Below are 25,325 nucleotides of genomic sequence, written 5' to 3' on the forward strand. Positions count from 1 at the left end.
ACGAGCATACGGCGACCGCCAGGTCGCCGTTTCCATCACTGACTCCACGAGCATACGGCGACCGCCAGGTCGCCGTTTCCATCACTGACTCCACGAGCATACGGCGACCGCCAGGTCGCCGTTTCTGTGTTCGGGTCTCTGCTTCTCAGCGGCGGTCGTTCCGTGTGGCGGATGCGACGTGTTCGGCGTTGCCGTCGGCGTCGCGGTGGTGGATGGTGACGTGGTCGGGGAGGTCGCGTTCGAAGTCGACGGTTGCGCGGTAGTAGATTGCGCCGACGCAGTCTTGGCACGCTTCCTCGGGGTGGGTGGCGTCTAGGACGACGTGTGTCGTGTTCGTCTCGTCGACGTACGACGCCTCTGCTATCGAGAGTTCGTGGCAGGGGTTGGATGCGACGAACGTGCCGTGCACGCGGACGCGCTCGCCGTCGTACTCGATGGTCGCGTCGCCCCCGGCGTCGTTCGCGCACTCGCGGTCGTCGACGTCGACGCTGGTGCTCGCTATCTTGGGGTCGGTGCACGCGACGAGCGTGCTCGCGGTCCCGTAGTCGACGATATCGGTCTCGCCGAGTGCGTAACTCGTCCCGGAGTGGTTGCAGTCGAACCACTCGCGGCCGACCGCGACGGTGCCGAACGAGTCGCCGTCGACGAACGCGGTGAGCGCGTACCGCGTCGGCACCTGCAGTTCGATCTGGATGGTGTGGTCGGCGGGGACCGTGACGGGCCCGACGAACTCCGCCTCCTCGGTCGCGCCGTCGACGTGCGTGAATCTGACCTCGCGGTCGCGGTCGACGCGATTCCAGAACGTCAGCGAATGCGGCCGGTTCGCGTTCGGGAACGCGACGGATTCGCGGTCGCCGACACGGAACGTCTCGACTGGGTCGCCAGACGGGTCCCACTTCGGGTCCGTCGCGCGCTTGTCGCGTGCGTCGTCGTCGTGCGTCGTCTCCGTGATGGTCGTTCCCGGGGGGTCGTCGGGTTCGTGCGTGGTCAGTCCCGTTTCCGACCCGGTTCCCCGACCGGTCTCGAGGCCCTGGAGACAGCCAGCGGCGGCCGCTGCACCACCGGACGCGGCGAGTGCGGCGAGGAGCGTGCGGCGTTTCGTGCGTTTCTCGGTCATGCGGCTCATTGTTAGATGTCGTCGTTCCAGGCGGCGGCCGCGACGCGGCGGTCCTCGTCCCAGCTGCGGTGGTACACTTCGACGTGGTCGGGGAAGTCGTGCTCGTACCTGATGGTGGCCTCGTAGTCGATGGCGCCGACGCACTGCACGCAGCCGTCGTCGCTCGGGGTCGCCGCGACGACGACGCGCGCGGTCCGGGTCTTCTCGTCGTAGCTGAGGCTGGCGATGGCGAGGTCGTGACAGGGGTCGGGGGCCGGGACGGTGCCTTCGACGCTGACGACCTCTTCGCCGTAGCCTGCGACCGCTTGTTCGTCGTCGCGGTTCCCGCACGCGCCGTCGCCGGCGGTCAGCGACGCCTCGACGACGCTGGGTGCGGGACAGCCGGCGGCCGTGCTGACGACGCCGTAGTCCTCGATGGCGGACTCCCGGAGCGCGTATCGGCCCGCGGACTCGTTGCAGTCGAACGCGTCGCGACCGACGCGTATCTCGCCGAGCCGGCCGTCGTCGACGCTGACGAACACGTCGTACCGCGTCGGCACCTGGAGGTCGACCTGGAGCAGGCCGTCTTCGGGCACGCTCACGGGATGGATGCCTTGGAGCTCTTCGGTGCGGCCGTCCCCCCACTCGATGCGAACGCTGCGCTCGCGGTCGACCGCGTTCCAGAAGACGAGCGAGTGCGGCCGGTTGTTGTCGGGGAACGACAGGCCCTCGCGGTCGTTGATCGCGAGCGTCTCGACGGGCTCGCGCGCCGACGGCCAGTCCTCGCGGTCGTCGGTCGACCCCTGTTCGGTGGTCCGCTCGTCGTCGGTGGTCGCATCCGTGGTGGTGTCGCGGGTGGTCGTGGCGTCGTCGCGGGTCGTCGCAGCGGTCGTCGTCGCGCGAGTGGTCGTCCTCTCGTCGCCGGGCGTCCCGGTGCCCTGGAGGCAGCCGGCGGTGCCGACCGCGCCACCGGCCGCGCCGAGCGAGGCGAGGAGCGTGCGTCGCTTCATGCACGGAACGTCGACGGCCACGGGTGACTTTCTTCGGGTAGCTGAAACCCGCGTTTCACCGGAATCAGGGCGAGAGGCGTCGACGTGCGGCTACAGGACGGCGAGGAGTTCGTCGACGTCCTCGCGGGTGTTGTAGACGTGGAGGCTGGCGCGGACGACGCCGGCGGTCGGGATCGAGCGAATCTGGACGTTCGCGTCGGCGGCGCGTTCGACGGTCGCCTCCGGGTCGGGGTCGCTGAAGGAGACGAGCCCGGAGTGGTACTCGCGGGGCGAGACGAGCCGGTCGTCGCCGAGGTGCTCCTTGAGGTAGTCGGTGAGGTCGGCGTTGTGGGATTCGACGGTGTCCAGGCCGACGGATTCCATCATCTCGATGGCTTCTCGGAGGCCCGCGTAGGGCGCCGGGGCGACGGTCCCGAACTCGAAGCGCTTCGCGCCGCGCTCGTACTCGTAGGGGTCGGCGTAGGGGTCGACGAGGTTCCGGTACCCGAGCTGAGCGGGTTCGAGCGTCTCCGCGAACGCTTCGTCGACGTACATGTAGCCGGCGCCCCACGGGCCGAGGAGCCACTTGTGCGCGCTCCCGGCGACGACGTCCGCGCCCCAGTCGTGGACGGAGAACGCGTGCTGGCCCGTCGATTGAACGGCGTCGACGAGTACCCGTGCGCCGGCGTCCTGTGCGATCTCGGTGAGTTCGCGGACTGGGGCGAGCGCGCCGGTCGTCCAGCAGATGGAGGAGAACGTCGCGAGCGTCGCACCCTGGACGGCGTCGGCCCACTCGTCGGGGTCGATGCGGCCGCGGTCGGTCTCGACGACCCTGACTTCGACGCCGTACTCGTCGCGGAGTCGCCGCCACGGGAGGATGCCGGCGGCGTGCTCGGCGTCGGTGCGGACGACGACGTCGTCGCTATCCCAGTCCATCGCGAGCGGGAGGCGACTGATGCCGTCGGTCGTGCTCCCGGTGAGTGCGACCTCGACGGGGGCCGCGTCGACGTGCCCGGCGACGGTCTCGCGGACGTCCTCGAACAGGCCGAACGCGGGCTCGTACATCCCGGTGGTCGCGGGCGTCTCGTACTCGTGGTGCTCGTACCAGCCCTCGACGGCGTCGACGACGCGTCGCGGGCTGGGGCCGCTCGCGCCCGTGTTGAGGTACGTCGTCTCCCGGAGCACTGGCGTGTCCGCGCGGATGTCGGCGGGGTCCATGCCCGCAGTGTTGCACGCTTCGTACAAATCCCTGTGGGTCGGTTCCCGGGCGCAGGGATTCGGTCTGGACCAGACCCACCCCCGCTCGCGGACCACCCGGACTTAATTCGTCGCCGACCGCACGCTCTCGCATGCACTTCGACCACGCCGGCATCGCCACGACCGACGCGAACGACCTCGCGAGCCTCTACGTCGACCTCCTCGACGCCGAACGCGTCCACCGCGAGGAGTTCGACGGGATGCTCGTCGTCTTCCTCGAAACGGGCGACGGCTACCTCGAACTCCTCGAACCGCTCGACGAGGAGGGCGCCATCGCGCGCTACCTCCAGGACAGAGAGGGCGGCATCCACCACGTCGCGTACGCCACCGACGACGTCGAGGGCGCGCTCGCGAACGCCCGCGACCTCGGCGTCGACCTCATCGACGAGGACCCACGCCCCGGCGCGTGGGGCCACGACGTCGCGTTCTGCCACCCGAAGTCCACTGGCGGTATCCTCGTCGAGTTCGTCGAGCACTGACCGCGAACGAGAACCAGACCGCCGGCCGTCGCTCGACCGGTGACGACCGCGACCCGCTCAGCGCTTGCCGTTGCGCTTCGGGTTCGCCGGGCGCGTATCGAGCGCGTAGTCGTCGGGGTCGACGGGAACGAGACCCGTGTCGCGGTGGAAGTCGGCGTCCTCGGGGTCGACGAGCACGAAATCGGTGGTCTCCGCGTCGTCGGATTCGACGAGCACGAAGTCCGTCTCGACGTCCTCGATGACGGCCGGATAGTTCCGCGTCGGATCACCCGCCGGGACGAGGTCGGTGTCGCGGACGATGACGAACCCCGTCTCCTCGGTCTCGGGGTCCCGGACCACGAACCCCGTCTCGTCGCCGTTGACGACCGCGGGCCGGTCCGCATCGGACTCATCGACCGGCACGAGGTCGGTGTCGCGAACGATGACGAACCCCGTCTCCGCGCTCTCGTCCTCGTCCTCGTCGTCGCCCTCCCGCGTTTCGTCCGGTTCGACGAGCACGAAGTCCACGTCCCGCTCGTCGTCTGCTGCGTCAGGCATACGATAGATTACACCGGGACGGAACTTGAATCGTTCCCCGCTGGTGTTCGACCGCGACCCGCGGGTTCAGTGGTCGGCGACCGACGGCGTCGGTCAGTGCTCGTCGAGTTCGTCGAGCGCGAGCGCGAGCAGGTCGTCGACGTCCGCGGGGCGCTCGGTCCGCCACGCGGTCCGCGCGAGCTCCTCGTGCTGGACGTCGAGGGCGCCGGGGTCGGCGACCGTCGCGAGGAACCTGACCCAGACGCCGGTCGGCGCGCGCTCGCCGTCGTCGAACGTCAGCCGGTAGGCCGCGAGCGCGTCCACGGGGTCGACGGCGAGTCCGACCTCCTCGTGGACCTCGCGGACAGCGGTTGCCTCCGGCGTCTCACCGGGTTCGCGCCCGCCGCCGGGAACGTCCCACTCGGCGACGTCGTGGTCGGCGTCGTCCTCGCGGACGTCCGCGTACAGGACCGCGCCGTCGCGCTCGCGGCGGACGACCACGGCCGCACCGCCGAGCGCGTCCCGCTGCTTCGCCTCGACGAACGCGTTCGCGTCCGCCTGCTCGTACGTCCGGTCGTACACCGACAGTGGGCCGTACGCCGCCCGGAGTGCGTCGAGGTCGTACGCCGACTCCCGCGACGGCGACGGCGAGCCCTCAGGCATCGTCGTGCGTCGGTTCCTCGCGGCTGACGCTCGAATCGTCGCCGAGCGCGTCGGGTGTTCGTCCCTCGGCCGCGCCCTCTTCGGTCACGTCCGCACCGTCGAGCGTCTCCCGGACCCAGTCGCGGCAGTGGTCGTGGAGGTCGTCGGGGTCGGGCGGGGTCTCGAACCAGCGCGCTTCGAGTATCTCGTCGTCGCCGACGTCGAGCGCGGGTTCGGCCGCGTCGATGACGCCCTCGAAGTGGACGGTGAGCATCGTGAACGTCCGCTCGCGGTCGCCCTCGCGGTGGACCTCCGTCCGAACCGCCTCGTGGACGCCCGTCAGTGCGGGGTCGACGCCGGTCTCCTCGCGGACCTCGCGGCGCGCCGTCTCCGCGAAGTCCTCTCCGGCCTCGTGGCCGCCGCCGGGCGTCCCCCAGCGGTCGGGAGCGTCCGCGTGCCGGATGAGGAGCACGCGGTCGTCGACGTCCGTGACGAGCGCGCCCGCGTCGCCGCGCCACCCCGAGAGCGCGCGGTCGACACCCTCCGTGAAGTAGTCGGGCGCGTTCTCGCGGCTCGCCTCCCGGACCGGGAACTCGCCGAAGCGCTCGTGGAGCGCGGCGAGGCGCGTCGCCACGTCCGCCGCAGACACGACGCCGCCGAGGAGTTCGTCGCCACCGACGCCCGTCAACCCGACCACCTCCGCCTCACGCGCTCGCGGACTGCCTCGCGGTTCACGTACTCGGGCGGCATGGGCTTCGAACGGACACGAGGACGGGCCTAAGCCGCTTCGATTTCCGCCGGACGAGCCACGGAACGTCCCGCTCGGAGCGAGCCGACCGGCATCGAGAAGCCACCCGGACGCGTTCCGAGCGGCATGACCGAACCAGCAAGCGGTGGCGTGCGCGGACTCGGCGAGCTCGCGCTCCGCGTCGACGACCTCGACGCGATGACAGCGTTCTACCGCGACGTCGTCGGCCTGTCGGTCCTCCGCGAGTTCGACCACGCGACGTTCTTCGACGTCAGCGAGGGCTACGGCGGGCACACGACCATCGTCGCGCTCTTCGACCGCGCAGGCGAGGAGAGCGCGCTCGACGACCCCGACACCTCGTACACGCCGCCGGACGCCGCGGCGACGACCGTCGACCACTTCGCGTTCACCGTCGCGCGCGAGGACTTCGACGCCGAACGCGAGCGCCTCGAATCTCTCGGCGTCGCCCTCGAGTTCGCCACCCACGAGTGGGTGTCCTGGCGGTCCCTGTACTTCTCGGACCCCGAAGGAAACAGCGTCGAGTTCGTCTGCTACGACCCCGCGGTCGCGGACGACTGAAGCGGGCCGTCCGCTCGCGGCGTCGCTACCCGAAGCTCTCGACGTGGATGCCGTCGTCGTCGAGGCCCGCGTCGCGGAGCGCGTCCCGGACCGTCCCGCAGAAGTCGTTGAACCCGAAGACGAACGCGTCCCCGAGGTCGACGTGTTCGGCGGCCGCGTCCGCGAGCGCGCTCTCGCGGTCCTCGGCCGTCTCGTCGAGAAGTTCGACCGTCGCGCCCGCGTCGGCGAGCGCGTCGAGGCGGTCCTCGTGCGCGAACCCGTCGTCCTCGTAGACGAGCGCGACCTCGTGGCCGTGCTCGACCGCGCGCTCCGCGATGGCGACCGCCGGCCCGATACCCGGGCCGCCCGCGACCGCGAGCACGTCGCCGTCGTCGTCGTAGCACGTCTCCCCGAGCGGCCCCTTCATCGAGAGCTCGTCACCAGCCGCCAGGTCAGCGAGCCACGGCGACACGTCACCGTCCGGGTCGATCTCGACCGTCATCTCGAACGAGCCGTCAGTATTCGGCGACGAGATCGTGTAGTAGCGGTCCACCAGCTCGCCGTCGACCGGCGCCTGCACGACCACGAACTGCCCCGGGAGCGCCGAGAATCCCGCCGGTGTCTCCACGTCTATCGCGATCGTATCCTGCCCGACGTCGCGGACGCCCGCGACGACGACCTCGTACTCGTCCATACCCGAACGTTCCATGGTCGGACCAAAGGCCTTCTCACTCGCGCCCGAACGCCCCCGCTGGCCGCCGTCCCGACGACCTCCCGAGACCACCGACCATCACCGCCAGGCACCGGATTATCCAGCGGGTTGCCGGGTGTTTCAGAAGCCTTTTGCCAACTCCCACGGTAGCCCCACCACAACATGGCTGAGGACTTCAACTGGGCTATCGGAGGCGAGGCCGGCGACGGCATCAACTCCACAGGCAAAATCTTCGCCCAGGCGCTCTCCCGAGCAGGGCGCCACGTATTCACCTCGAAGGACTTCGCGTCGCGCATCCGCGGCGGGTACACCGCGTACAAGGTACGGACGAGCGTCGACGACGTGCAGAGCGTCGTCGACCGACTCGACCTGCTCGTGGCGCTCACGCAGCGGACCATCGACGAGAACCTCGACGAACTGCACGACAGCTCCGCGATCATCTACGACGGCGAACGCTCCTGGGAGGCCGACATCCCCGAGGAGATGTTCGCCATCGACGTTCCCCTGAAGAGCCTCGCCGAAGAGGCCGGCGGCGCCATCATGCGGAACATCGTCGCGCTCGGCGCGGCGTGCGAGCTCGCGGACTTCCCGATCGAGAACCTCGACGAAGCGCTCGAGAAGCGCTTCGGGGGGAAAGGCGAGAAGATCGTCGAGAACAACAAGCAGGCGGCTCGACTCGGCCAGGAGTACGTCCAGGAGGAGTACGGGAACGTCTCCACGGACGACTTCGACTTCTCGCTCGAGACGACGGACGCGGACTACGTCCTCCTGAACGGCGACGAGGCCATCGGGATGGGCGCCATCGCCGCCGGCTGCCGGTTCTACGCCGGGTACCCGATCACGCCCGCGACGGACGTGATGGAGTACCTGAAGGGCCGCATCGAGCACTTCGGCGGGCAGGTCGTGCAGGCCGAGGACGAACTCTCCGCGATCAACATGGCGCTCGGTGCCGCACGCGCCGGTGCGCGGTCGATGACCGCGACGTCCGGTCCCGGTATCGACCTGATGACGGAGACGTTCGGACTGGTCGCGACGAGCGAGACGCCGCTGGTCATCGCGGACGTGATGCGCTCCGGTCCCTCGACGGGGATGCCGACGAAGCAGGAACAGGGCGACCTCAACATGGCGCTGTACGGCGGGCACGGCGAGATCCCGCGGTTCGTCGTCGCGCCGACGACGATCGACGAGTGCTTCTGGAAGACCGTCGAGGCGTTCAACCTCGCGGAGAAGTACCAGGTTCCCGTCTACCTGCTCGCGGACCTCGCGCTCGCGGTCACCGAGCAGACGTTCTCCCCGGAGGCGTTCGACATGGACGCGGTCGAGGTCGACCGCGGTCGGGTCGTCGACGAGGACGACATCGACGAGTGGCTCGACGAGGAAGGCCGCTTCCAGCCCCACGCCGCCACCGAGGACGGCATCAGTCCGCGCGCGTTCCCCGGCACCGAGAAGGGCGCGCACATGAGCACGGGCCTCGAGCACAACGCGCTCGGTCGACGCACCGAGGAGAAGAGCGTCCGCCTGGAGCAGGTCGAGAAACGCCAGCGGAAGGTCGAGACCGCCCAGGAGCGCGAAGACTGGGACGTCCGCGAGTACGGCGACGCGGACGCGGACAACCTCGTCATCTCGTGGGGGTCGAACGAGGGCGCGCTCGTCGAAGCGCTCGACCTCATGGACGACGACCTGGACGTGCGCGTCCTCTCGGTCCCGTACATCTTCCCGCGCCCGGACCTCACCGAGGACGTGCAGGCCGCCGACGAGACGATCGTCGTGGAGTGTAACGCGACCGGGCAGTTCGCGGACCTCATCGAGCACGACGTCCTCGAGCGCGTCAAGCGCGTGAACAAGTACGACGGCGTTCGGTACAAAGCCGACGAGCTGGCTGCGGATATCACGGAGCGACTGGAGGGTCAAGCATGAGTAGCGACGTCAGATTCACTGATTTCAAGTCCGACAAGCAACCGACGTGGTGTCCCGGCTGCGGTGACTTCGGGACGATGAACGGCATGATGAAAGCGCTCGCGGAGACCGGGAACTCGCCCGACGACACGTTCGTCGTCGCCGGCATCGGGTGCTCGGGGAAGATCGGGACGTACATGCACGCGTACGCGCTCCACGGCGTCCACGGTCGCGCACTCCCCGTCGGCACCGGCGTGAAGCTCGCGAACCCCGACCTGGAAGTGATGGTCGCCGGCGGCGACGGCGACGGCTACTCCATCGGCGCCGGGCACTTCGTGCACGCCGTCCGCCGGAACGTCGACATGACGTACGTCGTCATGGACAACCGCATCTACGGCCTCACGAAGGGCCAAGCGTCACCCACGAGCCGCGAGGACTTCGAGACGAGCACCACGCCGGACGGCCCCCAGCAGCCGCCCGTCAACCCGCTCGCGCTCGCGTTCGCATCCGGCGCGTCCTTCATCGCACAGTCCTTCTCCAGCGACGCCCTCCGCCACCAGGAGATCGTCCAGAAAGCCATCGAACACGACGGCTTCGGGTTCGTGAACGTCTTCAGCCCGTGCGTCACGTTCAACGACGTCGACACGTACGACTACTTCCGCGACTCCCTCGTCGACCTCCAAGACGAAGGTCACGACCCCACCGACCGCGACGCCGCGAAACAGAAGATCCTCGAAGCCGACAAAGAATACATGGGCGTCCTCTGGCAGGACGAAACCGCATCCTCCTACGAAGACACCCACGACGTCGACACCAACATGAGCGAAATCCCCGACGGCGCCCCCGAAGACGGCATGGACCTCGTCCGCGAGTTCTACTAACCACCTTTTTCCTGCGGAGGGTGCGCCTGCGGCGCACCCCCGCTTGGAAAAACGTGGGCGAAAAACTCCCGAGCGCTCACTTCGTTCGCGCTCGGTGGGTGCGCTTGACGAAACCGCCCAGCGACCGCACCCGCAACCGCGACCGCACAGCGACCGCGCCCGCAACCGCGACCGCACAGCGACCGCGCCCGCAACCGCGACCGCACAGCGACCGCGACCGCGACCGCGCCGCCGCTACCGCGACCGTGTCGCTGCTGCGACTGAGGGACGGCGAGTTCGTCGGCGGAGGTTTACGTCTGCTGTAAACCTCTGGGTTGTGTGGTGGTCGGCCGCTTGCGTGCGGGGTCGTCGCTTGCCGAGGGGGTCGTGGTTGCGACGCCTGCCGACCATCGGGGGTGTTCGTTAGTCTTTAACCACCGCGAGCCGAATCAGCGCGCAATGAGTGCCCAGAGTGCGGAGAACGCGGACCTGACGACGGTCATCGGGCTGGAGGTCCACGTCCAGCTGGAGACGGACACGAAGATCTTCTGCGGGTGTCCGACGGAGCCGACCGACGACCCGAACACGCAGACGTGCCCGGTGTGTCTCGGACTCCCGGGCGCGCTCCCGGTGCTGAACGAGGCGGCGGTGGAGGCCGCGGTGAAGGTCGGGAAGGCGATCGACGCGGACATCCCGGAGGAGACGCGGTTCCACCGGAAGAACTACTTCTACCCCGACCTCCCGAAGAACTTCCAGATCACGCAGTACGACGAACCCGTGTGCGCTGACGGTGAACTCGAGATCAGCGTCGGCGGGGAGCGCCGCACCGTCGGCATCCGGCGCGCGCACCTCGAGGAGGACCCGGGGAGTCTCCAGCACGTCGGCGGGAACATCGACAACGCCGACTACACGCTCGTGAACTACAACCGCGCCGGCACGCCCCTGATGGAGATCGTGACGAAACCGGACTTCCGCGAGCCCGAGGAGACGCGCGCGTTCCTCGAGAAACTCGAGGAGGTCCTCGAGTACCTCGGCGTGTTCGACGCGAGCCGCGACGGCAGCCTGCGTATCGACGCGAACCTCTCGCTCGTCCCGAGCGACGAGGTCGACGACGACGGCACCATCAGCGAGGACGTGCTGGGCGCGGCGAACCGCACCGAAGTGAAGAACATCTCGAGTCACAAGGGCGCCGAGACCGCGCTCCAGTACGAGGAAGGCCGCCAGAAGGACCTGATGCGGCGCGGGCGCGCCGTCGAGCAGGAGACCCGGCACTTCAACGAGACGCACGGGTCGACGGTGTCGATGCGGTCGAAGGAGGAGGAGAAGGACTACCGGTACTTCGAGGAGGCGGACCTGCCGCCGCTCCAGGTGAGCCACTGGAAGGACGAGATCTCGATCCCGGAGCTCCCGGACGCGCGACGCGAGCGCTTCCAGGACGAGTACGGGTTGAGCGACGAAGCGGCGTCGAAGCTGACGTCGACGAAGCAGGTCGCGGACTTCTACGAGGACGTCGCCGCGGAGTACGACGCGGACCTGGCGGCGACGTGGGTCGCCGACGAACTCCTCGGCGAACTCAACTACCGCGACATGGCGGTGACGGACGTCGACGACCGCCTCGACGAGGTCAAGCGCCTCGTCGAACTGGTTGCCGCGGACGACATCACCGCGAAGAACGCGAAGGAGGTCGTGCTCCGCGGGATGCTCGACGACGGCGACGCACCCGACGACATCGTCGAGCGCGAGGACCTCGGGAAGACCGACGACGACGCGGTCGCGGCGGCAGTTACGGAAGCGATCGAGGAGAACCCCGACGCGGTCGCGGACTACGAGGACGGCGACGACGGCGCGATCAACTTCCTCGTCGGGCAAGTGATGGGGAAGACCGGCGGGAGCGCGGACCCGGGGACGGTGAACCAGAAGCTCCGCGCGGCGCTCGACGAGTAACGACCCGACGCGGTGCGGCAATCGGCTTGCTAGTCCAGGTCGGCGCCGGGGCGGTTGCCAACAACGCTTTCTCATTCGCTCTCGTCGTAGGTACTGATGAACGGGGGGTCCGGGGTCGAGTCTGACGCGGGCGTGGTGGGCGAACCCGTCGCGATACTCGTCGTCGGTGGGGACGACGAGCTCGCGAGGCGTCTCGAGTCACGGCTCGGTTCGGCGACGGAGGCGTCGGTCGAGGTGGCGAGCGACCGGACGGCAGCGCTCGCCGCGCTCGACGACGTCGATTGCGTGGTTCGAACCGGGCCCGTGAACGACGCGGACGCCGGCGAGTTCCTGGCGGCGGTTCGCGTCCGCGACGAGTTACTGCCGTGTCTCGCGTACGGGCCCGTCGAGGAGACGTGCTCGCTCCTGGAAGCGCTCGCGACCGGGTACACGGACGTCGTTCCGGCGACCGACAGCGGCTCGGTCGACGTGCTCTGCGACCGCATCGTGCGTGCGGTGACGGCGGCGCGGACGCGGTCGCGAGCGAACGAGCAGGCGGCGGCGTTGCGCGCGGAACGCGACCGGTTCGCGGCGCTGTTCGAGAACATCCCCGAACCGACCGTATTCTACGAGCTCGACGGCGACGACCCGGTCGCGTTGGACGTGAACCCGGCGTTCGAGGACGTGTTCGGGTACGACGCGCGGACGGTCCGCGGGGACGTCGTCGACGAGTACATCGTCCCCGACGACCTGCGCGACGAGGCCGCGGAGTTGAACGACCGCATCGCGGACGGCGAGCACCTCGACACGGAGGTTCGTCGGTCGACGACCGAAGGCGACCGCGAGTTCCTGCTGCGGGACGTCCCGCTCGTCGAGGGCGACCTGATGCGGGGGTACGCGATATACACCGACATCACGCTTCAGCGCGAGCGCGAAGCGCGACTCCGAGAGGCGACCGACCGCCTGGAAGCGCAGAACGAGCGCCTGGAAGCGTTCACGGGCGTCGTCAGTCACGACCTCCGACATCCGCTCTCGGTCGCGATGACGTACACGGAGCTCCTGGCGGAGCGATACGACGACGAGGACCTGAACGCCGTCGAGAACGCACTGGAGCGGATGGACGACCTCATCCAAGACCTGCTCGCGCTCGCCCAGCAAGGTGCGGCCGCACAGGACCGGGAACTCCTCGACCTGGAGACGGTCGCACGCGAAGCCTGGGCGGGCGTCGACACCGGCAACGCCACGCTCTCGGTCACGACCGGTGGCGCAGCGATCCGCGCAGACGAGAGCCGACTCCGGCAACTGTTCGAGAACCTGTTCGCGAACAGCGTCGAACACGGTTCGACTGGCTCCCGGACGTCGTCCGGGAACAGCGTGGAGCATGGCTCCACGAGCAGTCGGACGCAGTCCGACGACAGCGTCGAACACGGCGACGTCGCGGCTGCCGACGGCGCCGAACCCCTGGAGAGCGCTGACGGGGGCGCTGACGACGGCGAGCTACACGTGCGCGTCGGTACGCTCACCGACGACGACAGGGGGTTCTTCATCGCGGACGACGGCACCGGTATCCCCGCGAGCGAGCGAGGATCGGTGTTCGAGCAGGGATACTCGGGCGACGACGGCACCGGGTTCGGGCTCGCCATCGTGAAGGCGGTCGCGGACGCCCACGACTGGACGGTCACCGTCGAGGAGAGCGACGGCGGCGGCGCGCGGTTCGCGTTCACCGACGTCGACCTCGTCGCGTAAGCCGAGAACCCACCTCGGACACGCCGTGGGAGTCCCCCTCTCAGGCACACACACGCCGTGGGACTTCCCCTCTCACACACGTTGGTGTGCGCGTCCGCTCGCGTGAGCACGCGTCGGCGCGGGCGCAGTCGAGCACGCTCGCACGCCCCCGCCTTGGGTCGTCGCAGTCTGGCGATTTCGTCGCCCCGAAACGTTGAAACGGGCCTCCGCCGTATCCACGCTCAATGACAGCGACCCGGACCTCTGGGGGTGAGGCATGGAGTTAATCGTCACCGAGAAGGACAACGCCGCGAGACGCATCGCGGACATCCTCAGTGGCGAGAGCGCGACCGCCACGCGAGAGAACGACGTGAACGTCTACGAGTGGGGCGGCAAGCGCTGCGTCGGCCTGAGCGGGCACGTCGTCGGCGTGGACTTCCCGCCCGAGTACAGCGACTGGCGGGACGTCGAACCGCACGAGCTCATCGACGCGTCAGTCGAGAAGACGCCGACGAAGCAGAACATCGTCGCGACGCTCCGACTGCTCGCCCGGCGCGCGGACGTCGTCACCATCGCGACCGACTACGACCGCGAGGGCGAGCTCATCGGGAAGGAAGCGTACGAGATCGTGCGGGACGTCAACGACGACGTCCCCATCAAGCGCGTGCGGTTCTCCTCCATCACGGACCGCGAGGTCACCGAGGCGTTCGCCGAACCGGACGACATCGACTTCGACCTCGCCGCCGCGGGCGAAGCCCGCCAGATAATCGACCTCGTCTGGGGGGCGGCGCTCACGCGATTCCTCTCCCTGTCGGCGCGCCAGCTCGGTGACGACTTCATCAGCGTCGGACGCGTGCAGTCGCCGACGCTCCGACTCATCGTCGACCGGGAACGCGAGATCGAGGCGTTCGACCCCGAGGACTACTGGGAGCTGTTCGCGGAGCTCGCGACCGACGACGAGTCCTTCGAAGCGCAGTACTACTACCTGGACGAGGACGGGAACGAGGCCGAGCGCGTCCTCGACGAGGACGAAGCGGACGCGGTCCTGGAGGCGCTCCAGTCGGCGGCGTCGGCGACGGTCACGGACGTCGACCGGCGGACGCGCATCGACGACCCGCCCGCGCCGTTCAACACCACGCAGTTCATCCGTGCCGCCAGCAGCCTCGGGTACGCCGCCAAGCGCGCGATGAGCATCGCCGAGGACCTCTACACCGCGGGGTTCATCACGTATCCCCGCACCGACAACACCGTCTACCCGGAGGACCTCGACCCCGAAGAACTCCTCGACGAGTTCGTCGGGCACAGCGAACTCGGTGAGAGCGCCGAGAACCTGCTCGAAGCCGAGGAGCTCGCGCCGACGGAGGGCGACGAGGAGACGACCGACCACCCGCCCATCCATCCGACCGGCGAGATTCCGGTTCGGGGGAGCGACGTGGACGACGACGAGTGGGAGGTGTACGAGCTCGTCGTCCGCCGGTTCTACGCGACGGTCGCCGAGCCCGCGGAGTGGGAGCACCTCAAGGTCGTCGCGGACGCCGCCGACCACAACCTGAAGGCGAACGGGAAGCGCCTCGTCGAGGCCGGCTACCACGACGTCTATCCGTACTACTCGACGAGCGAGAACTACGTGCCGGACGTGAGCGTCGACGACGAACTCGCGCTCACCGACCCGCGGCTGGAAGCGAAGCAGACCCAGCCGCCGCGGCGCTACGGCCAGTCCCGCCTCATCGAGACGATGGAGGACATGGGTATCGGGACGAAGGCGACGCGCCACGAGACCATCGAGAAGCTCTACGACCGCGGGTACGTCGAGAACGACCCGCCGGTGCCGACCGCGCTCGCGAAGGCCGTGGTGGAGGCCGCGGAGGAGTACGCGGACCGCGTCGTCAGCGAGGAGATGACCGCACAACTCGAGCAGGACATGGACGCCATCGCCGCGGGCGAAGCGACGCTCGAGGACGTCACCGACGAGTCACGCGAGATGCTCGAATCCGTGTTCGAGAACCTCCGCGCGAAACAGGAGGAGATCGGGACGCACCTCCAGGAGTCCCTGAAGGCGGACAAGACCCTCGGCGAGTGCCCGGAGAGCGGGCACGCGCTCCTCCTCCGGCGGTCGCGTCGCGGCAGTTACTTCGTCGGCTGCGACGGCTATCCGGACTGCGAGTACACGCTCCCGCTCCCGAGCCAGGGGAAACCGCTCCTGCTGGACCGCGAGTGCGACGAGCACGGGCTCCGCGAGGTGAAGATGCTCGCGGGCCGCCAGACGTTCGTCCACGGCTGCCCGCTCTGCGCGAGCGAAGCCGCGGGCGAAGGCCCCGTCATCGGCGACTGTCCGGACTGCGGCGACGAACACGGCGGCGAGCTCGCGGTGAAGACGCTCGAAGCGGGCTCGCGGCTCGTCGGCTGCACGCGCTATCCCGAGTGCGAGTACTCGCTCCCGCTGCCGCGCCGCGGCGACGTCGAGATCACCGACGAGCGCTGCGAGGAACACGACCTCCCGCACATCGAGATCCGCGACGGCGAGGACGACGACGACCCCTGGGAGCTCGGGTGCCCGATCTGTAACTACCGCGAGTACCAGGAGCGCGAGTCCGAGTCCGGGACCGGTCTCGAAGCCGTCGACGGTATCGGCGCGAAGACCGCCGAGAAGCTCGCTGCCGCCGGCATCGAGAGCCTGGACGCGCTCGCGGACGCCGACCCCGACCAGGTCGCGGGCAGCGTCGACGGCGTCAGCCCCGACCAGGTCCGGACCTGGCAAGCGAAGGCCTGATTCGCCGGGCAGCCAGTCGTTCGTCGTTCCGAAGGTGCTTTACGCTCGCGCGGGACTTCTGGGGGTATGAGCGAGCCGTGGGCGGACTGGGAGCACGTCCTGAAACTGGACCCGGACAAGGAGTTGTACGAGGACGACACGTTCGCCGACGTGGCGGCGTGTGGGACCGACGCGCTCGAGATCGGTGGGACGCTCGGGATGACCGAGGAGAAGATGGTGTCGTACATCGAGGCGGCCGCGGAGTACGATATCCCGATCTATCAGGAGCCGTCGAATCCGAGCGTCGTGGTGGATACGCCGGCGCTCGACGGCTACCTCGTGCCCGTGGTGTTCAACGCGGGGGACGTGTTCTGGGTGACGGGCGCGCACAAGGAGTGGGTGCGTATCGAGAACGGGATGAACTGGGAGAAGACGACGACGGAGGCGTACATCGTGATGAACCCCGAAGCGAGCGTGGCCGAGTACACGGACGCGGACTGTGACCTCGCCGCGGACGACGTCGCCGCGTACGCGGAGGTCGCCGAGCAGATGTTCGGCCAGGACGTCGTGTACGTCGAGTACTCGGGGACGCTCGGTGATCCCGAGAAGGTTCGGGCGGCCCAGGACGCGCTCGAGGAGTCCACGCTCTTCTACGGCGGCGGTATCCACGACTACGAGTCCGCGAAGACAATGGGCGAACACGCGGACGTCGTCGTCGTCGGCGACCTCGTCCACGACCACGGCGTCGACGCGGTCACGGAGACCGTCAACGGCGCGAAAGACGCCTAAGACGGTCGACGGCACCGAAGACGCCTGGCCGGCAGATAGTCGCCGCGAACTGACAGCACCATCCCTTAATAGGGTGGTATCGTATCGCGGCGCATGATGCGCTCTCCGGTGGAAGCAGTGCAGGTACTGCATCGAACTGCTGCGACGCGGTGTCGGGTGAGTCGATGGTAGAGCTCCTGTTCTCGCTCGGGCGGCTCGCGGCGGCGTTGTTCCTCGTGGTCCTCAACGGGTTCTTCGTGGCGTCGGAGTTCGCGTTCGTCCGCGTGCGGTCGACGTCCGTCGACCAGATGGTCGAGGAGGGACGCGCGGGGGCGGGTGTCCTCCAGGACGCTCTCGAGCACCTCGACGACTACCTCGCGGCGACCCAGCTCGGTATCACGGTCGCGTCCCTGAGCCTCGGGTGGATCGGGGAGCCCGCGGTCGCCGCGCTCCTGGAGCCACTGTTCGGGTCGGTGCTTCCGGCGGAGACGACGCACCTCATCGCGGTCGTCATCGGGTTCAGCGTCGTGACGTTCCTCCACGTCGTCTTCGGCGAGCTCGCACCGAAGACGCTCGCCATCGCGGACGCCGAACGGATCGCGATCCTCTGCGCGCCGCCGATGAAGCTCTTCTACTACGTGTTCCTCCCGGGGCTGTACGTGTTCAACGGGACGGCGAACTGGTTCACGAGCCTCATCGGGGTGCCGCCGGCGTCGGAGACCGAGGAGACGCTCTCCGAAGAGGAGATCCGGATGGTGCTCGCGCGGTCGGGCGACAAGGGCCACGTGGACGCCGGCGAGGTCGAGATGATCGAGCGCGTGTTCGACCTCGACGACGTCACCGCGCGGTCGGTGATGGTGCCGCGCCCGGACGTGGTCTCCGTGCCGGCCGACGCGCCGCTGTCGGCGGTGCGGTCGCTCGTCGTCGAACACGGCCACACGCGGTACCCGGTCGTGGACGCCGAGACGGGCGACGAGACCGTCGGGTACGTCGACGTGAAGGACGTCCTGCGTGCCGGTGACGCCGACGCGAGCGGGTCGGTGACGGTGGGCGAGGTCGCTCGCGAGATGCCCGTGGTCCCGGAGACGATGGGCGTCGACGACCTCCTCGGCGAGTTCCAGTCCCAGCAGCGACAGATGGCCGCGGTCGTCGACGAGTACGGGTCGCTCGCCGGTATCGCGACCGTCGAGGACGCCGTCGAGGTGGTCGTCGGCGAGATACGGGACGACTTCGACGACGAAACCGCCGAGCGGGAGATCCGTCGTCGCGACGACGGCGCGTACGTCGCGGGCGGGTCGGCGCCGATTCCCGAGGTCAACGACGCCCTCGATTCGGAGTTCGAGGTGGGCGCGTACGGAACCATCGGCGGCCTGGTCTTCGACCGGCTCGGTCACCCGCCGGCGGTCGGCGACACCGTCCGGACTGGCGGGTTCGACATCGAGGTGACGGCGGTCGACGGGGCGCGCATCGAGTCGGTCGTCGTCACGGCCGCCCCCGACGACGAGGACGCGGCGAGCGAGGAGTGACCGTCGGACGCTCCCCCGAACGCCCCGGTCGTCGCGTGTGAGCACGGCGCGTACCGACGAAAGACTGTCTTTATTTGCCACCCTCGGGAACGAGTAGGTATGAGTTTCGAGAACCGGACGTACACGGCGGACGTGACACCTGGCGAGTCGGCGACGATTGCGGGCTGGGTGCACGAGGTCCGAGACCTCGGTGGCATCGCGTTCCTGATCGTTCGCGACAAGACGGGGAAGCTCCAGGTGAAGATAGAGAAGGACGAGATGGACGAGGAGCTCGTCGAGAGCGCGCTCGACGTCGCTCGCGAGAGCGTCGTCTCCTTCACGGGTGACGTGAAGGAGGAGCCGCGTGCGCCGACGGACGTGGAGCTCGTCCCCGAGGAGTTCGAGCTCGTCGCACCCGCGGACACGGAACTGCCGCTGGACCCGAGCGGGAAGGTCGACGCGGAGCTTCCGACGCGGCTCGACAACCGAACGCTCGACCTCCGGAAGCCCGAAGTGAAGGCGATCTTCGAGATCCGCGCGGAAGTCCTGCGTGCCGCACGCGAGTACTTCCGCTCGGTCGGTTGCACGGAGATCAACACGCCGAAGATCGTCGCGACGGGGACCGAGGGTGGCACGGAGCTGTTCCCGATCTCGTACTTCGGCGAGGAGGCGTTCATGAACCAGAGCCCGCAGCTGTTCAAGCAGTTGATGGCGGGCAGTGGCCTGGAGCGCGTGTTCGAGATCGGCCCGATCTTCCGTGCTGAGGAGCACAACACGCCCCGGCACCTGAACGAGGCGACCTCCATCGACTTCGAGGGGACGTTCTGCGACCACGAGGACGCGATGGACGTCGTCGAGGGCATCGTCGTCGCCGCGTACGAGGCCGTGAACGAGAACTGCGCCGAGCAGCTCGAAGCGCTCGACATGGCGGACGCGTTCGAGGTACCCGAGGGCGGGTTCCCGCGCTTGACGTACGAGGAGGCGCTCGACCGCATCAACGCGACGGGCGAGCTCGACGAGCGCCTGGTGTACGGCGACGACCTCTCCACCGAAGCGGAGCGCGCGCTCGGCGAGGAGATCGGGAGTCACTACTTCATCATGGATTGGCCGAGCGAGATCAAGCCGTTCTACATCAAGGATTACGACGACGACGCGGAGACGTCGACCGGGTTCGACCTCATGCATCCGTCGATGGAGCTCGTCTCCGGCGGCCAGCGCGAGCACCGCTACGACCCGCTCGTCGAAGGCTTCGAACAGCAGGGCCTGGACCCCGACGAGTTCGAGTACTACACGAAGATGTTCAAGTACGGCATGCCGCCGCACGCCGGCTGGGGCCTGGGCGCGGAGCGCCTCGTCATGACGATGCTCGGCCTCGGGAACATCCGCGAGGCCGTTCTGTTCCCGCGAGACCGTCAGCGGCTCAGCCCATAGGGCGGAGCCGCTGACAGGCGAACGGGAGCAGGGAGCGAATCTTCGATTCGCGACCGCGTTCCCGCGTGATTCCCAGTGGTCGAGCCCGGAGGGCGAGACCCTGGGAGCATGCGAGTGGCGCGTCAGCGCCTCTCGCTCAGTCGACAACGGCTCTCCCCGTAGGGGAGAACGTTGTCGGTCGGCGAGACCGAAGGTCTCGCCGAATCGCCAGCGTCTGAGTCCGTAGGGAGCGAGGTCGCGGAGCGACCTCGGAAACGCGAACGGCGACCGAAGGGAGCCGTGAGCGCGAAGACGTGGCGAGCCAGCGAGACGCTGACGCGTCTCGCGGTGACCGTCAGCGGCTCAGCCCATAGGGCGGCTGACAGGCGAGCGGGACTATCGAGCGGAGCGAGTGGTTCTTTCGGAGGTGTTCGGTGTGTGGGCCGTGGTGGCTGTTGCTTCGGAGTGAACTTGCTTTCACAGCATTCCAGGTTTATTTCACGTGTGTTTTTGTGGAACGACCTCGTGCGTGGCGGTATGGAACTCGTTACCGTGTTGTTCGTGCTGGCGGTGGTCGTCATCGTGGCGTGGTCGGGTGTCGCCGCGTGGGTGGTTCGCGAGGCGTCCGCGGCGGGCCCGGGGTCGGCCGCGAAGTGGGGGATGACGGTGCTGTGTACGGGGCCGGCGGGACTGGTCGCGTACCTGGCGCTCGGCAGTCCGAAGACGGGCGCGAGACGATAGGTCCTTGAACCGCGGGCGAGGTGTCGGTGGTATGGGCGAGGAAGCGACGGCGTTCGTCCCGGGGCACGTCACGGGGTTCTTCAGTTCGCATCCGGACGACGACCCGACGAAGGCCGGGTCGCGTGGTGCGGGGGTGACGCTCGCGGAGGGCGTGGACGTGACGGTACGGCCGGCGTCGGAGACGACCGTGTACCTGAACGACAGCACGATCGACGTCGAGCCGGTCGGGCGCGTACTGGACGCGCTCCAGGTCGAGGCGACGGTGTCCGCGGAGACGGACCTCCCGCTCGGGGCGGGCTTCGGCGTGTCCGGTGCGATGGCGCTCGGCGCGGCGCTGGCGGCGAACCGCGCGTTCGACCGGCGGCTCTCGGAGAACGAGCTCGTGACCATCGCGCACGGCGCGGAGGTCCAGTCGGGGACCGGCCTGGGTGACGTGGTCGCGCAGGCGAAAGGTGGCGTCCCCATCCGCCTGGAGCCGGGCGGGCCACAGCACAACCTCCTGGACGCGATTCCGGCACCGGCGCGCGTCGAGTACGTCTCCTTCGGCGAGGTGTCGACGGAGGAGGTGCTCGCGGGGAACACCGACCAGTTGAGTCAGGCGGGGAAGACGGCGCTGTCGCGAGTCGTCGGCGAGCCGACGCTCCGGTCGTTCGTGTACGCGTCGCGAGCGTTCGCCAGGGAGGCGGGGCTGCTCACGGACCGCGTTCGGGAGGCGATACTGGACGTGAACGACGTCGACGGGGAGGCGTCGATGGCGATGCTCGGCGACACCGTGTTCGCGCTCGGGACGGGACTTTCGGACGCGGGCTACGACCCGGTCGTGACGCGCTCGCATCCGGCGGGCGCGACGCTGCGCTGACGGCCGCTGCAATCGGTTCGGGGTCGATGCACGCACGAACACGAACGTGTTCTCATCGAAGAATAACCACTAGCGATTAGTATCCGAATATTATTACGGTTGATAGTCCTTCTGGCCAAGTGTGTTAGTCAATGTCTGGACTTCAGGGCGTCAATAACAGCCTGTTCCGGTTGTACGAGCAGTACGTGGGTGAGGCGGACTCGGCGAAGGACGTCTACGGGTACTGGGTGTTCATCGTGGGGTACCTCTCTGGGATGCTCGGCGTCCTCATCTACATCCTCGGGCCCGCGCAGGCGTCGGGGCAACAGTTCCTCCTTCGCGAGATATCGATAACCATCGCGTCGACCGGGCTCGCGGTAGCGTTGTTCGGAATCGTGCTCCTGTTGCCGGTGCGACAGCGCGGTATCCAGGCGAGCGTCGTCGGGCTCGCCGTCGCGCTCGGTGGCGTGACGTGGTTCGTGCTCGCGTACCCCGGTAGTTGGGCGCCGAATCAGGGGAATCCCGCGGTGATGGCGGTGTACGCGGTCGGCTGTGGCGCTCTTGCGGGGATCACCGCGCTCGTTCCGGTGTTGACCGGGGAGCGCGCGATGCTCGTGGAGAACGAGGGCATCGACGAGCATCCACCTATCATGCTCGGCGAGGCCGAGGAGGACGCGATGTTCGCGGTGCATCGCGACGACGCCGGCGACTGGACGTGGAACGTCGTGCACGAGGAGGCGATGGCGGCGGCGACCGGGAGCGCGAAGACGCGCCCGGACGCCGAGGACGCGATCGACGCGCTCAAGGAACAGATCGGGAACGCGCGACTGCTGGAGATCACGACCGCTGCGTTCCGGCTGTACGAGAACGCGGCCGAGGGCTGGCGGTGGATGCTGATGCGCGACGACGGGAGCGTCGTCGCGGAGAGTCACGGCGAGTTCGACGCGCGCGACGGCGCGGAGGGCGACGTGAGCTTCCTGAAGGACCGTGCGCCGACCGCGGAGGTCGTCGACATCGAGGGGGCGGCGTTCAACTATCGGCAGGACGACGACGGCTGGCACTGGGAGCTGCTGGACGACGACCGCCGGCCGTTGGCGTCGGGCGTGGCGGCGGCGAACAGTCGGTCGTCGTCGGTCGACGAGGCCGAGCGCGCGGGCGACCTGCTCGCGGCTGGCCGCACCATCGTCGTCGAGTCGTTCGGCGTGGAACTCTACGAGGCCGGTGACGGCTGGCGGTGGCGTATCGTCGACCCCGAGCAGCGCGAACTCGTGACGTCCCGGGATGCGTTCGACGGGCGACGGTCGGCGGAGGCCGCGGCCGAACGCGTGCTCGACGACCTCGGGGACGCGGGGACGACGGTCGCGGGCGACCCGACGTACGAGGTGTACGAGGACGACGACGCGTGGGAGTGGCGGCTGGTCGACGACGCGGACGACGTCATCGCGCGCCACCCGGAGCCGCGCGCGGACCGTGCGAGCGCGGAGGGGGAGGCGCGCGAACTCAAGTCCGGGGCGACGGACGCGGACGTCGTCGACGTGGACGGGGCGGCGTACGAGACGTACCCCGGGGCCGGGTCGACGGCCGAGAGCGAGGAGTGGCACTGGCGGCTCGTCACCGAGGACCGGTCGGTCGTCGCGGACAGCACGGAACCGCACGACTCCGACGAGGCGGCGCGCGAGGGAATCGAGCGCGTTCGAAGCCAGGCCGCGGAGGCGGACCTCATCGAGTTCGACGAGGCGGCGTTCCAGGTGTACGAGGCCGAGACCGGCGAGTGGCGGTGGCGGCTCATCGACGAGGACGGCGCCGTGATGGCGGACTCGGGGGCGGAGCACGACTCGCGCGGCGAGGCGACGGAGGCGATGTTCACGCTGAAGGAGAAGGCGCCGGACGCGGACATCATCGAGATCGACACCGCCGCGTTCGAGTTGTTCCGGGACGACGACCGCGGCGGCTGGGGGTGGCGGCTCATCGACGAGGCCGGGAAGCTCATCGCGGAGGACCCGCACGTGCACGATTCCCGGGCTGGTGCGCGCGAGGCGATGAACGAACTGACGTCGGACCTCCACGCGGACGTTCGGACGATGGACGCGCCGGCGTTCCAGACGTACACGGACGGCGAGGACTGGCGGTGGCGGTTCGTGCTCCCGGAGAACCGGACGGTGGCGGTGTCGGCGACGGCGCATCCGACGCGCGACGACCTCCACCAGTCGGTGTCGGAGCTGCGCGACGACGCGGCGGTCGCGTCGGTGTTCACGGTCGGCGAGCTGTCGGTGCAGCTCCAGGAGACCGACGAGTGGCGGTTCAAGCTCCTGGACCGCGACCGCGACGTGCTCGCGGACGGCGAGCAGTCCTACGAGACCGAGGACGCGGTCCGGGGGGTCGTGGAGGACCTCCGCGTGGACGCGTCGGACGCGCCGGTGTTCGTGCAGGACGCCGCGATGTGGGTGACGCAGGACGACGACGGCTGGCAGTGGGAGTTGCTGTCGGCCGACCGGGAGTCGCTCGCGACCGGTCCCGAAGCCCGGCGGTCGAGCTCGGAGGTCGTCGACCAGCTGGAGCGCGTGCAGCGGCTCGCGCCGGAGGCCGGCGAGGTCGACTTCGGCGTGGCGAGCTTCGAGGTGTACCCCGAGGACGAGGGCGACGCGCCGTCGTGGCGCTGGCGGCTCCTCGACGACGGCCGGACGGTCGTCACGGAGGGCGCGACGTCGTACCCGAGCGAGCGCGCCGCTCGTGAAGCGTTGGACGACGTCCGCGAACTCATCGGCGGTGCGAGCATCCTCGAGATAGATTCCGCGGCGTTCGAGCTGCACGCCGAGGACGACGGCTGGCGGTGGAAGCTCGTCGACGACAACGGCGACCCGATGGCGACGAGCACGCAGGTCTACGAGACGCGCGTCGAGGCGCGCGAGGCGATGAACACGGTGAAGGCCACCGCGCCGGACGGCTGGGTGAACTTCGCCGAACGACAGCGCGTCTGACCGGCTTCGCGGGGTCGACCCGTACTCGCGGCGGTTCCGACATTTTTTCACGCGTTCACCGTCGAGGAGTGGTATGAGCGAGGTGGACGTGCCGGAGGATCATCCGCGGTACGAGTCGTTGTTGACGCGGCACCGCATCGAGGACGGGGTGGCGAAGGGCATCACGAGCCAGCAGGGACTCATCGCGCAGGGGCGCGGCGAGGCGTTCGATTACCTGCTCGGCGAGGAGACGACGCCGAGTGCTGACGAAGCGGAGCGCGTCGCGGCGGCGCACCTCCTGCTCGCCGAGCACGCGGTGCTGTCGGTGAACGGGAACGTCGCCGCGTTGTGTCCGGGCGAACTCGTCGAGCTCGCCGACGTGGTGGGCGCGGACCTGGAGGTGAACCTCTTCAATCGGACCGAGGAGCGGATGCGCGCCATCGTCGAGCACCTGGAGGCCCACGGCGCGACGGACGTGAAGGGGCTGGCGGCGGACGCACGCATCCCGGGGTTGTCCCACGAGCGCGCGAAGGTGGACGCGGACGGCATCTACGACGCGGACGTCGTGCTCGTTCCGCTCGAGGACGGCGACCGCGCGGAGGCGCTGTCGGCGATGGGGAAGACGAACGTCGTCGTGGACCTGAACCCGATGTCTCGCTCGCCACAGACCGCGGCGGTTCCGGTCATCGACAACGTGGTGCGTGCGATACCGAACGTGACGCGGCACGCCCGCGACCTCGCGGACGCGACCGACGACGAGTTGCGCGATATCGTCGACGCGTTCGACGCGGAGGCGGCGCTCGCGGACGCCGAGGCCCGCATCCGCGACGGCGGCGACGGCAGCATCGACTGACGGAGCGGCGCGGTCTCGACGGTGGCGGGTGCGGTCGCGGCCGGCGTGCTGGCGGCCGCGTGCGGGAGGACCATGGAAGCCGAAAGGCGTTAGTTTGTAGACA

Annotated in this window: 21 protein-coding genes; 14 read left to right on the forward strand and 7 right to left on the reverse strand. The window is 68.9% G+C overall.

Going from position 1 to position 25,325, the window contains the following annotated elements; translation table 11 throughout:
* Positions 1–145: 145 nt before the first annotated feature.
* The 3 genes from VYJ16_RS00790 to VYJ16_RS00800 form a co-directional block, all read right to left on the reverse strand.
* The gene (locus VYJ16_RS00790) at positions 146–1,126 is read right to left on the reverse strand and encodes a hypothetical protein (RefSeq protein ID WP_336348419.1); all 981 of its coding nucleotides are present in this window, start codon (positions 1,124–1,126) and stop codon (positions 146–148) included.
* A gap of 2 nt (positions 1,127–1,128) precedes the next feature.
* Complete coding sequence (locus VYJ16_RS00795; RefSeq protein ID WP_336348420.1) at positions 1,129–2,106, reverse strand: hypothetical protein; 978 nt, start codon at positions 2,104–2,106, stop codon at positions 1,129–1,131.
* Between the two features lie 90 nt (positions 2,107–2,196).
* A complete protein-coding gene (locus VYJ16_RS00800) occupies positions 2,197–3,303 on the reverse strand; it encodes an aminotransferase class V-fold PLP-dependent enzyme (RefSeq protein WP_336348421.1) in 1,107 nt (368 codons plus the stop codon).
* 131 nt (positions 3,304–3,434) lie between these two features.
* Between VYJ16_RS00800 and mce the strand changes: the two genes are divergently transcribed.
* A complete protein-coding gene (gene mce, locus VYJ16_RS00805; RefSeq protein ID WP_336348422.1) occupies positions 3,435–3,821 on the forward strand; it encodes a methylmalonyl-CoA epimerase in 387 nt (128 codons plus the stop codon).
* Between the two features lie 57 nt (positions 3,822–3,878).
* Here mce and VYJ16_RS00810 read toward each other — a convergent pair whose 3' ends face one another.
* The 3 genes from VYJ16_RS00810 to VYJ16_RS00820 all read right to left on the reverse strand — a co-directional run bounded on the left by VYJ16_RS00810 (position 3,879) and on the right by VYJ16_RS00820 (position 5,676).
* Positions 3,879–4,358, reverse strand: a complete 480-nt coding sequence (locus tag VYJ16_RS00810; protein WP_336348423.1) for a hypothetical protein — start codon at positions 4,356–4,358, stop codon at positions 3,879–3,881.
* A 93-nt stretch (positions 4,359–4,451) separates the two neighbouring features.
* Positions 4,452–5,000: an NUDIX hydrolase gene (locus VYJ16_RS00815; protein ID WP_336348424.1), complete on the reverse strand. Its 549-nt coding sequence runs from the start codon at positions 4,998–5,000 to the stop codon at positions 4,452–4,454.
* Positions 4,993–5,676 (reverse strand): NUDIX hydrolase, encoded by a 684-nt coding sequence (locus VYJ16_RS00820; protein ID WP_336348425.1) that lies wholly within the window; start codon positions 5,674–5,676, stop codon positions 4,993–4,995. The genes VYJ16_RS00815 and VYJ16_RS00820 overlap by 8 nt, the downstream gene beginning before the upstream one ends.
* A gap of 177 nt (positions 5,677–5,853) precedes the next feature.
* Here VYJ16_RS00820 and VYJ16_RS00825 point away from each other — a divergent pair, with 177 nt between their 5' ends.
* Positions 5,854–6,306 (forward strand): VOC family protein, encoded by a 453-nt coding sequence (locus VYJ16_RS00825; protein WP_336348426.1) that lies wholly within the window; start codon positions 5,854–5,856, stop codon positions 6,304–6,306.
* Positions 6,307–6,331: 25 nt separating this feature from the next.
* On the opposite strand, the gene VYJ16_RS00830 is transcribed toward VYJ16_RS00825, so the two are convergent.
* Positions 6,332–6,979, reverse strand: a complete 648-nt coding sequence (locus VYJ16_RS00830; protein ID WP_336348427.1) for an FAD-dependent oxidoreductase — start codon at positions 6,977–6,979, stop codon at positions 6,332–6,334.
* 180 nt (positions 6,980–7,159) lie between these two features.
* On the opposite strand from VYJ16_RS00830, the gene VYJ16_RS00835 reads away from it, so the two are divergent.
* The 12 genes from VYJ16_RS00835 (at position 7,160) to VYJ16_RS00890 (ending at position 25,222) form a co-directional block, all read left to right on the forward strand.
* Positions 7,160–8,914, forward strand: coding sequence for a 2-oxoacid:acceptor oxidoreductase subunit alpha (locus VYJ16_RS00835; RefSeq protein WP_336348428.1), 1,755 nt, complete (start codon positions 7,160–7,162; stop codon positions 8,912–8,914).
* Positions 8,911–9,774: a 2-oxoacid:ferredoxin oxidoreductase subunit beta gene (locus VYJ16_RS00840; protein ID WP_336348429.1), complete on the forward strand. Its 864-nt coding sequence runs from the start codon at positions 8,911–8,913 to the stop codon at positions 9,772–9,774. The genes VYJ16_RS00835 and VYJ16_RS00840 overlap by 4 nt, the downstream gene beginning before the upstream one ends.
* Before the next feature lie 438 nt (positions 9,775–10,212).
* On the forward strand, positions 10,213–11,697 hold the full coding sequence (gene gatB, locus VYJ16_RS00845; protein WP_336348430.1) for an Asp-tRNA(Asn)/Glu-tRNA(Gln) amidotransferase subunit GatB: 1,485 nt from the start codon (positions 10,213–10,215) through the stop codon (positions 11,695–11,697).
* A gap of 96 nt (positions 11,698–11,793) precedes the next feature.
* On the forward strand, positions 11,794–13,422 hold the full coding sequence (locus VYJ16_RS00850) for a receiver/sensor box histidine kinase (protein WP_336348431.1): 1,629 nt from the start codon (positions 11,794–11,796) through the stop codon (positions 13,420–13,422).
* A 256-nt stretch (positions 13,423–13,678) separates the two neighbouring features.
* On the forward strand, positions 13,679–16,171 hold the full coding sequence (locus VYJ16_RS00855; protein ID WP_336348432.1) for a DNA topoisomerase I: 2,493 nt from the start codon (positions 13,679–13,681) through the stop codon (positions 16,169–16,171).
* 66 nt (positions 16,172–16,237) lie between these two features.
* Complete coding sequence (locus tag VYJ16_RS00860) at positions 16,238–16,939, forward strand: phosphoglycerol geranylgeranyltransferase (protein ID WP_336348433.1); 702 nt, start codon at positions 16,238–16,240, stop codon at positions 16,937–16,939.
* Between the two features lie 164 nt (positions 16,940–17,103).
* Positions 17,104–18,444: a hemolysin family protein gene (locus tag VYJ16_RS00865; protein WP_336348434.1), complete on the forward strand. Its 1,341-nt coding sequence runs from the start codon at positions 17,104–17,106 to the stop codon at positions 18,442–18,444.
* 99 nt (positions 18,445–18,543) lie between these two features.
* Positions 18,544–19,854, forward strand: coding sequence for an aspartate--tRNA(Asn) ligase (gene aspS, locus VYJ16_RS00870; protein ID WP_336348435.1), 1,311 nt, complete (start codon positions 18,544–18,546; stop codon positions 19,852–19,854).
* A 516-nt stretch (positions 19,855–20,370) separates the two neighbouring features.
* A complete protein-coding gene (locus VYJ16_RS00875) occupies positions 20,371–20,574 on the forward strand; it encodes a hypothetical protein (protein ID WP_336348436.1) in 204 nt (67 codons plus the stop codon).
* A 31-nt stretch (positions 20,575–20,605) separates the two neighbouring features.
* Positions 20,606–21,433 (forward strand): pantoate kinase, encoded by an 828-nt coding sequence (locus VYJ16_RS00880; protein WP_336348437.1) that lies wholly within the window; start codon positions 20,606–20,608, stop codon positions 21,431–21,433.
* Between the two features lie 131 nt (positions 21,434–21,564).
* Positions 21,565–24,390, forward strand: coding sequence for a DUF1508 domain-containing protein (locus VYJ16_RS00885; protein WP_336348438.1), 2,826 nt, complete (start codon positions 21,565–21,567; stop codon positions 24,388–24,390).
* Positions 24,391–24,463: 73 nt separating this feature from the next.
* Entirely contained in the window at positions 24,464–25,222 is a 759-nt protein-coding gene (locus VYJ16_RS00890; protein ID WP_336348439.1) for a 4-phosphopantoate--beta-alanine ligase, read from the forward strand.
* Positions 25,223–25,325 lie beyond the last annotated feature (103 nt).

The sequence above is a fragment of the Halorubellus litoreus genome (genome assembly GCF_037081675.1).
Classification (GTDB): domain Archaea; phylum Halobacteriota; class Halobacteria; order Halobacteriales; family Natrialbaceae; genus Halorubellus; species Halorubellus litoreus.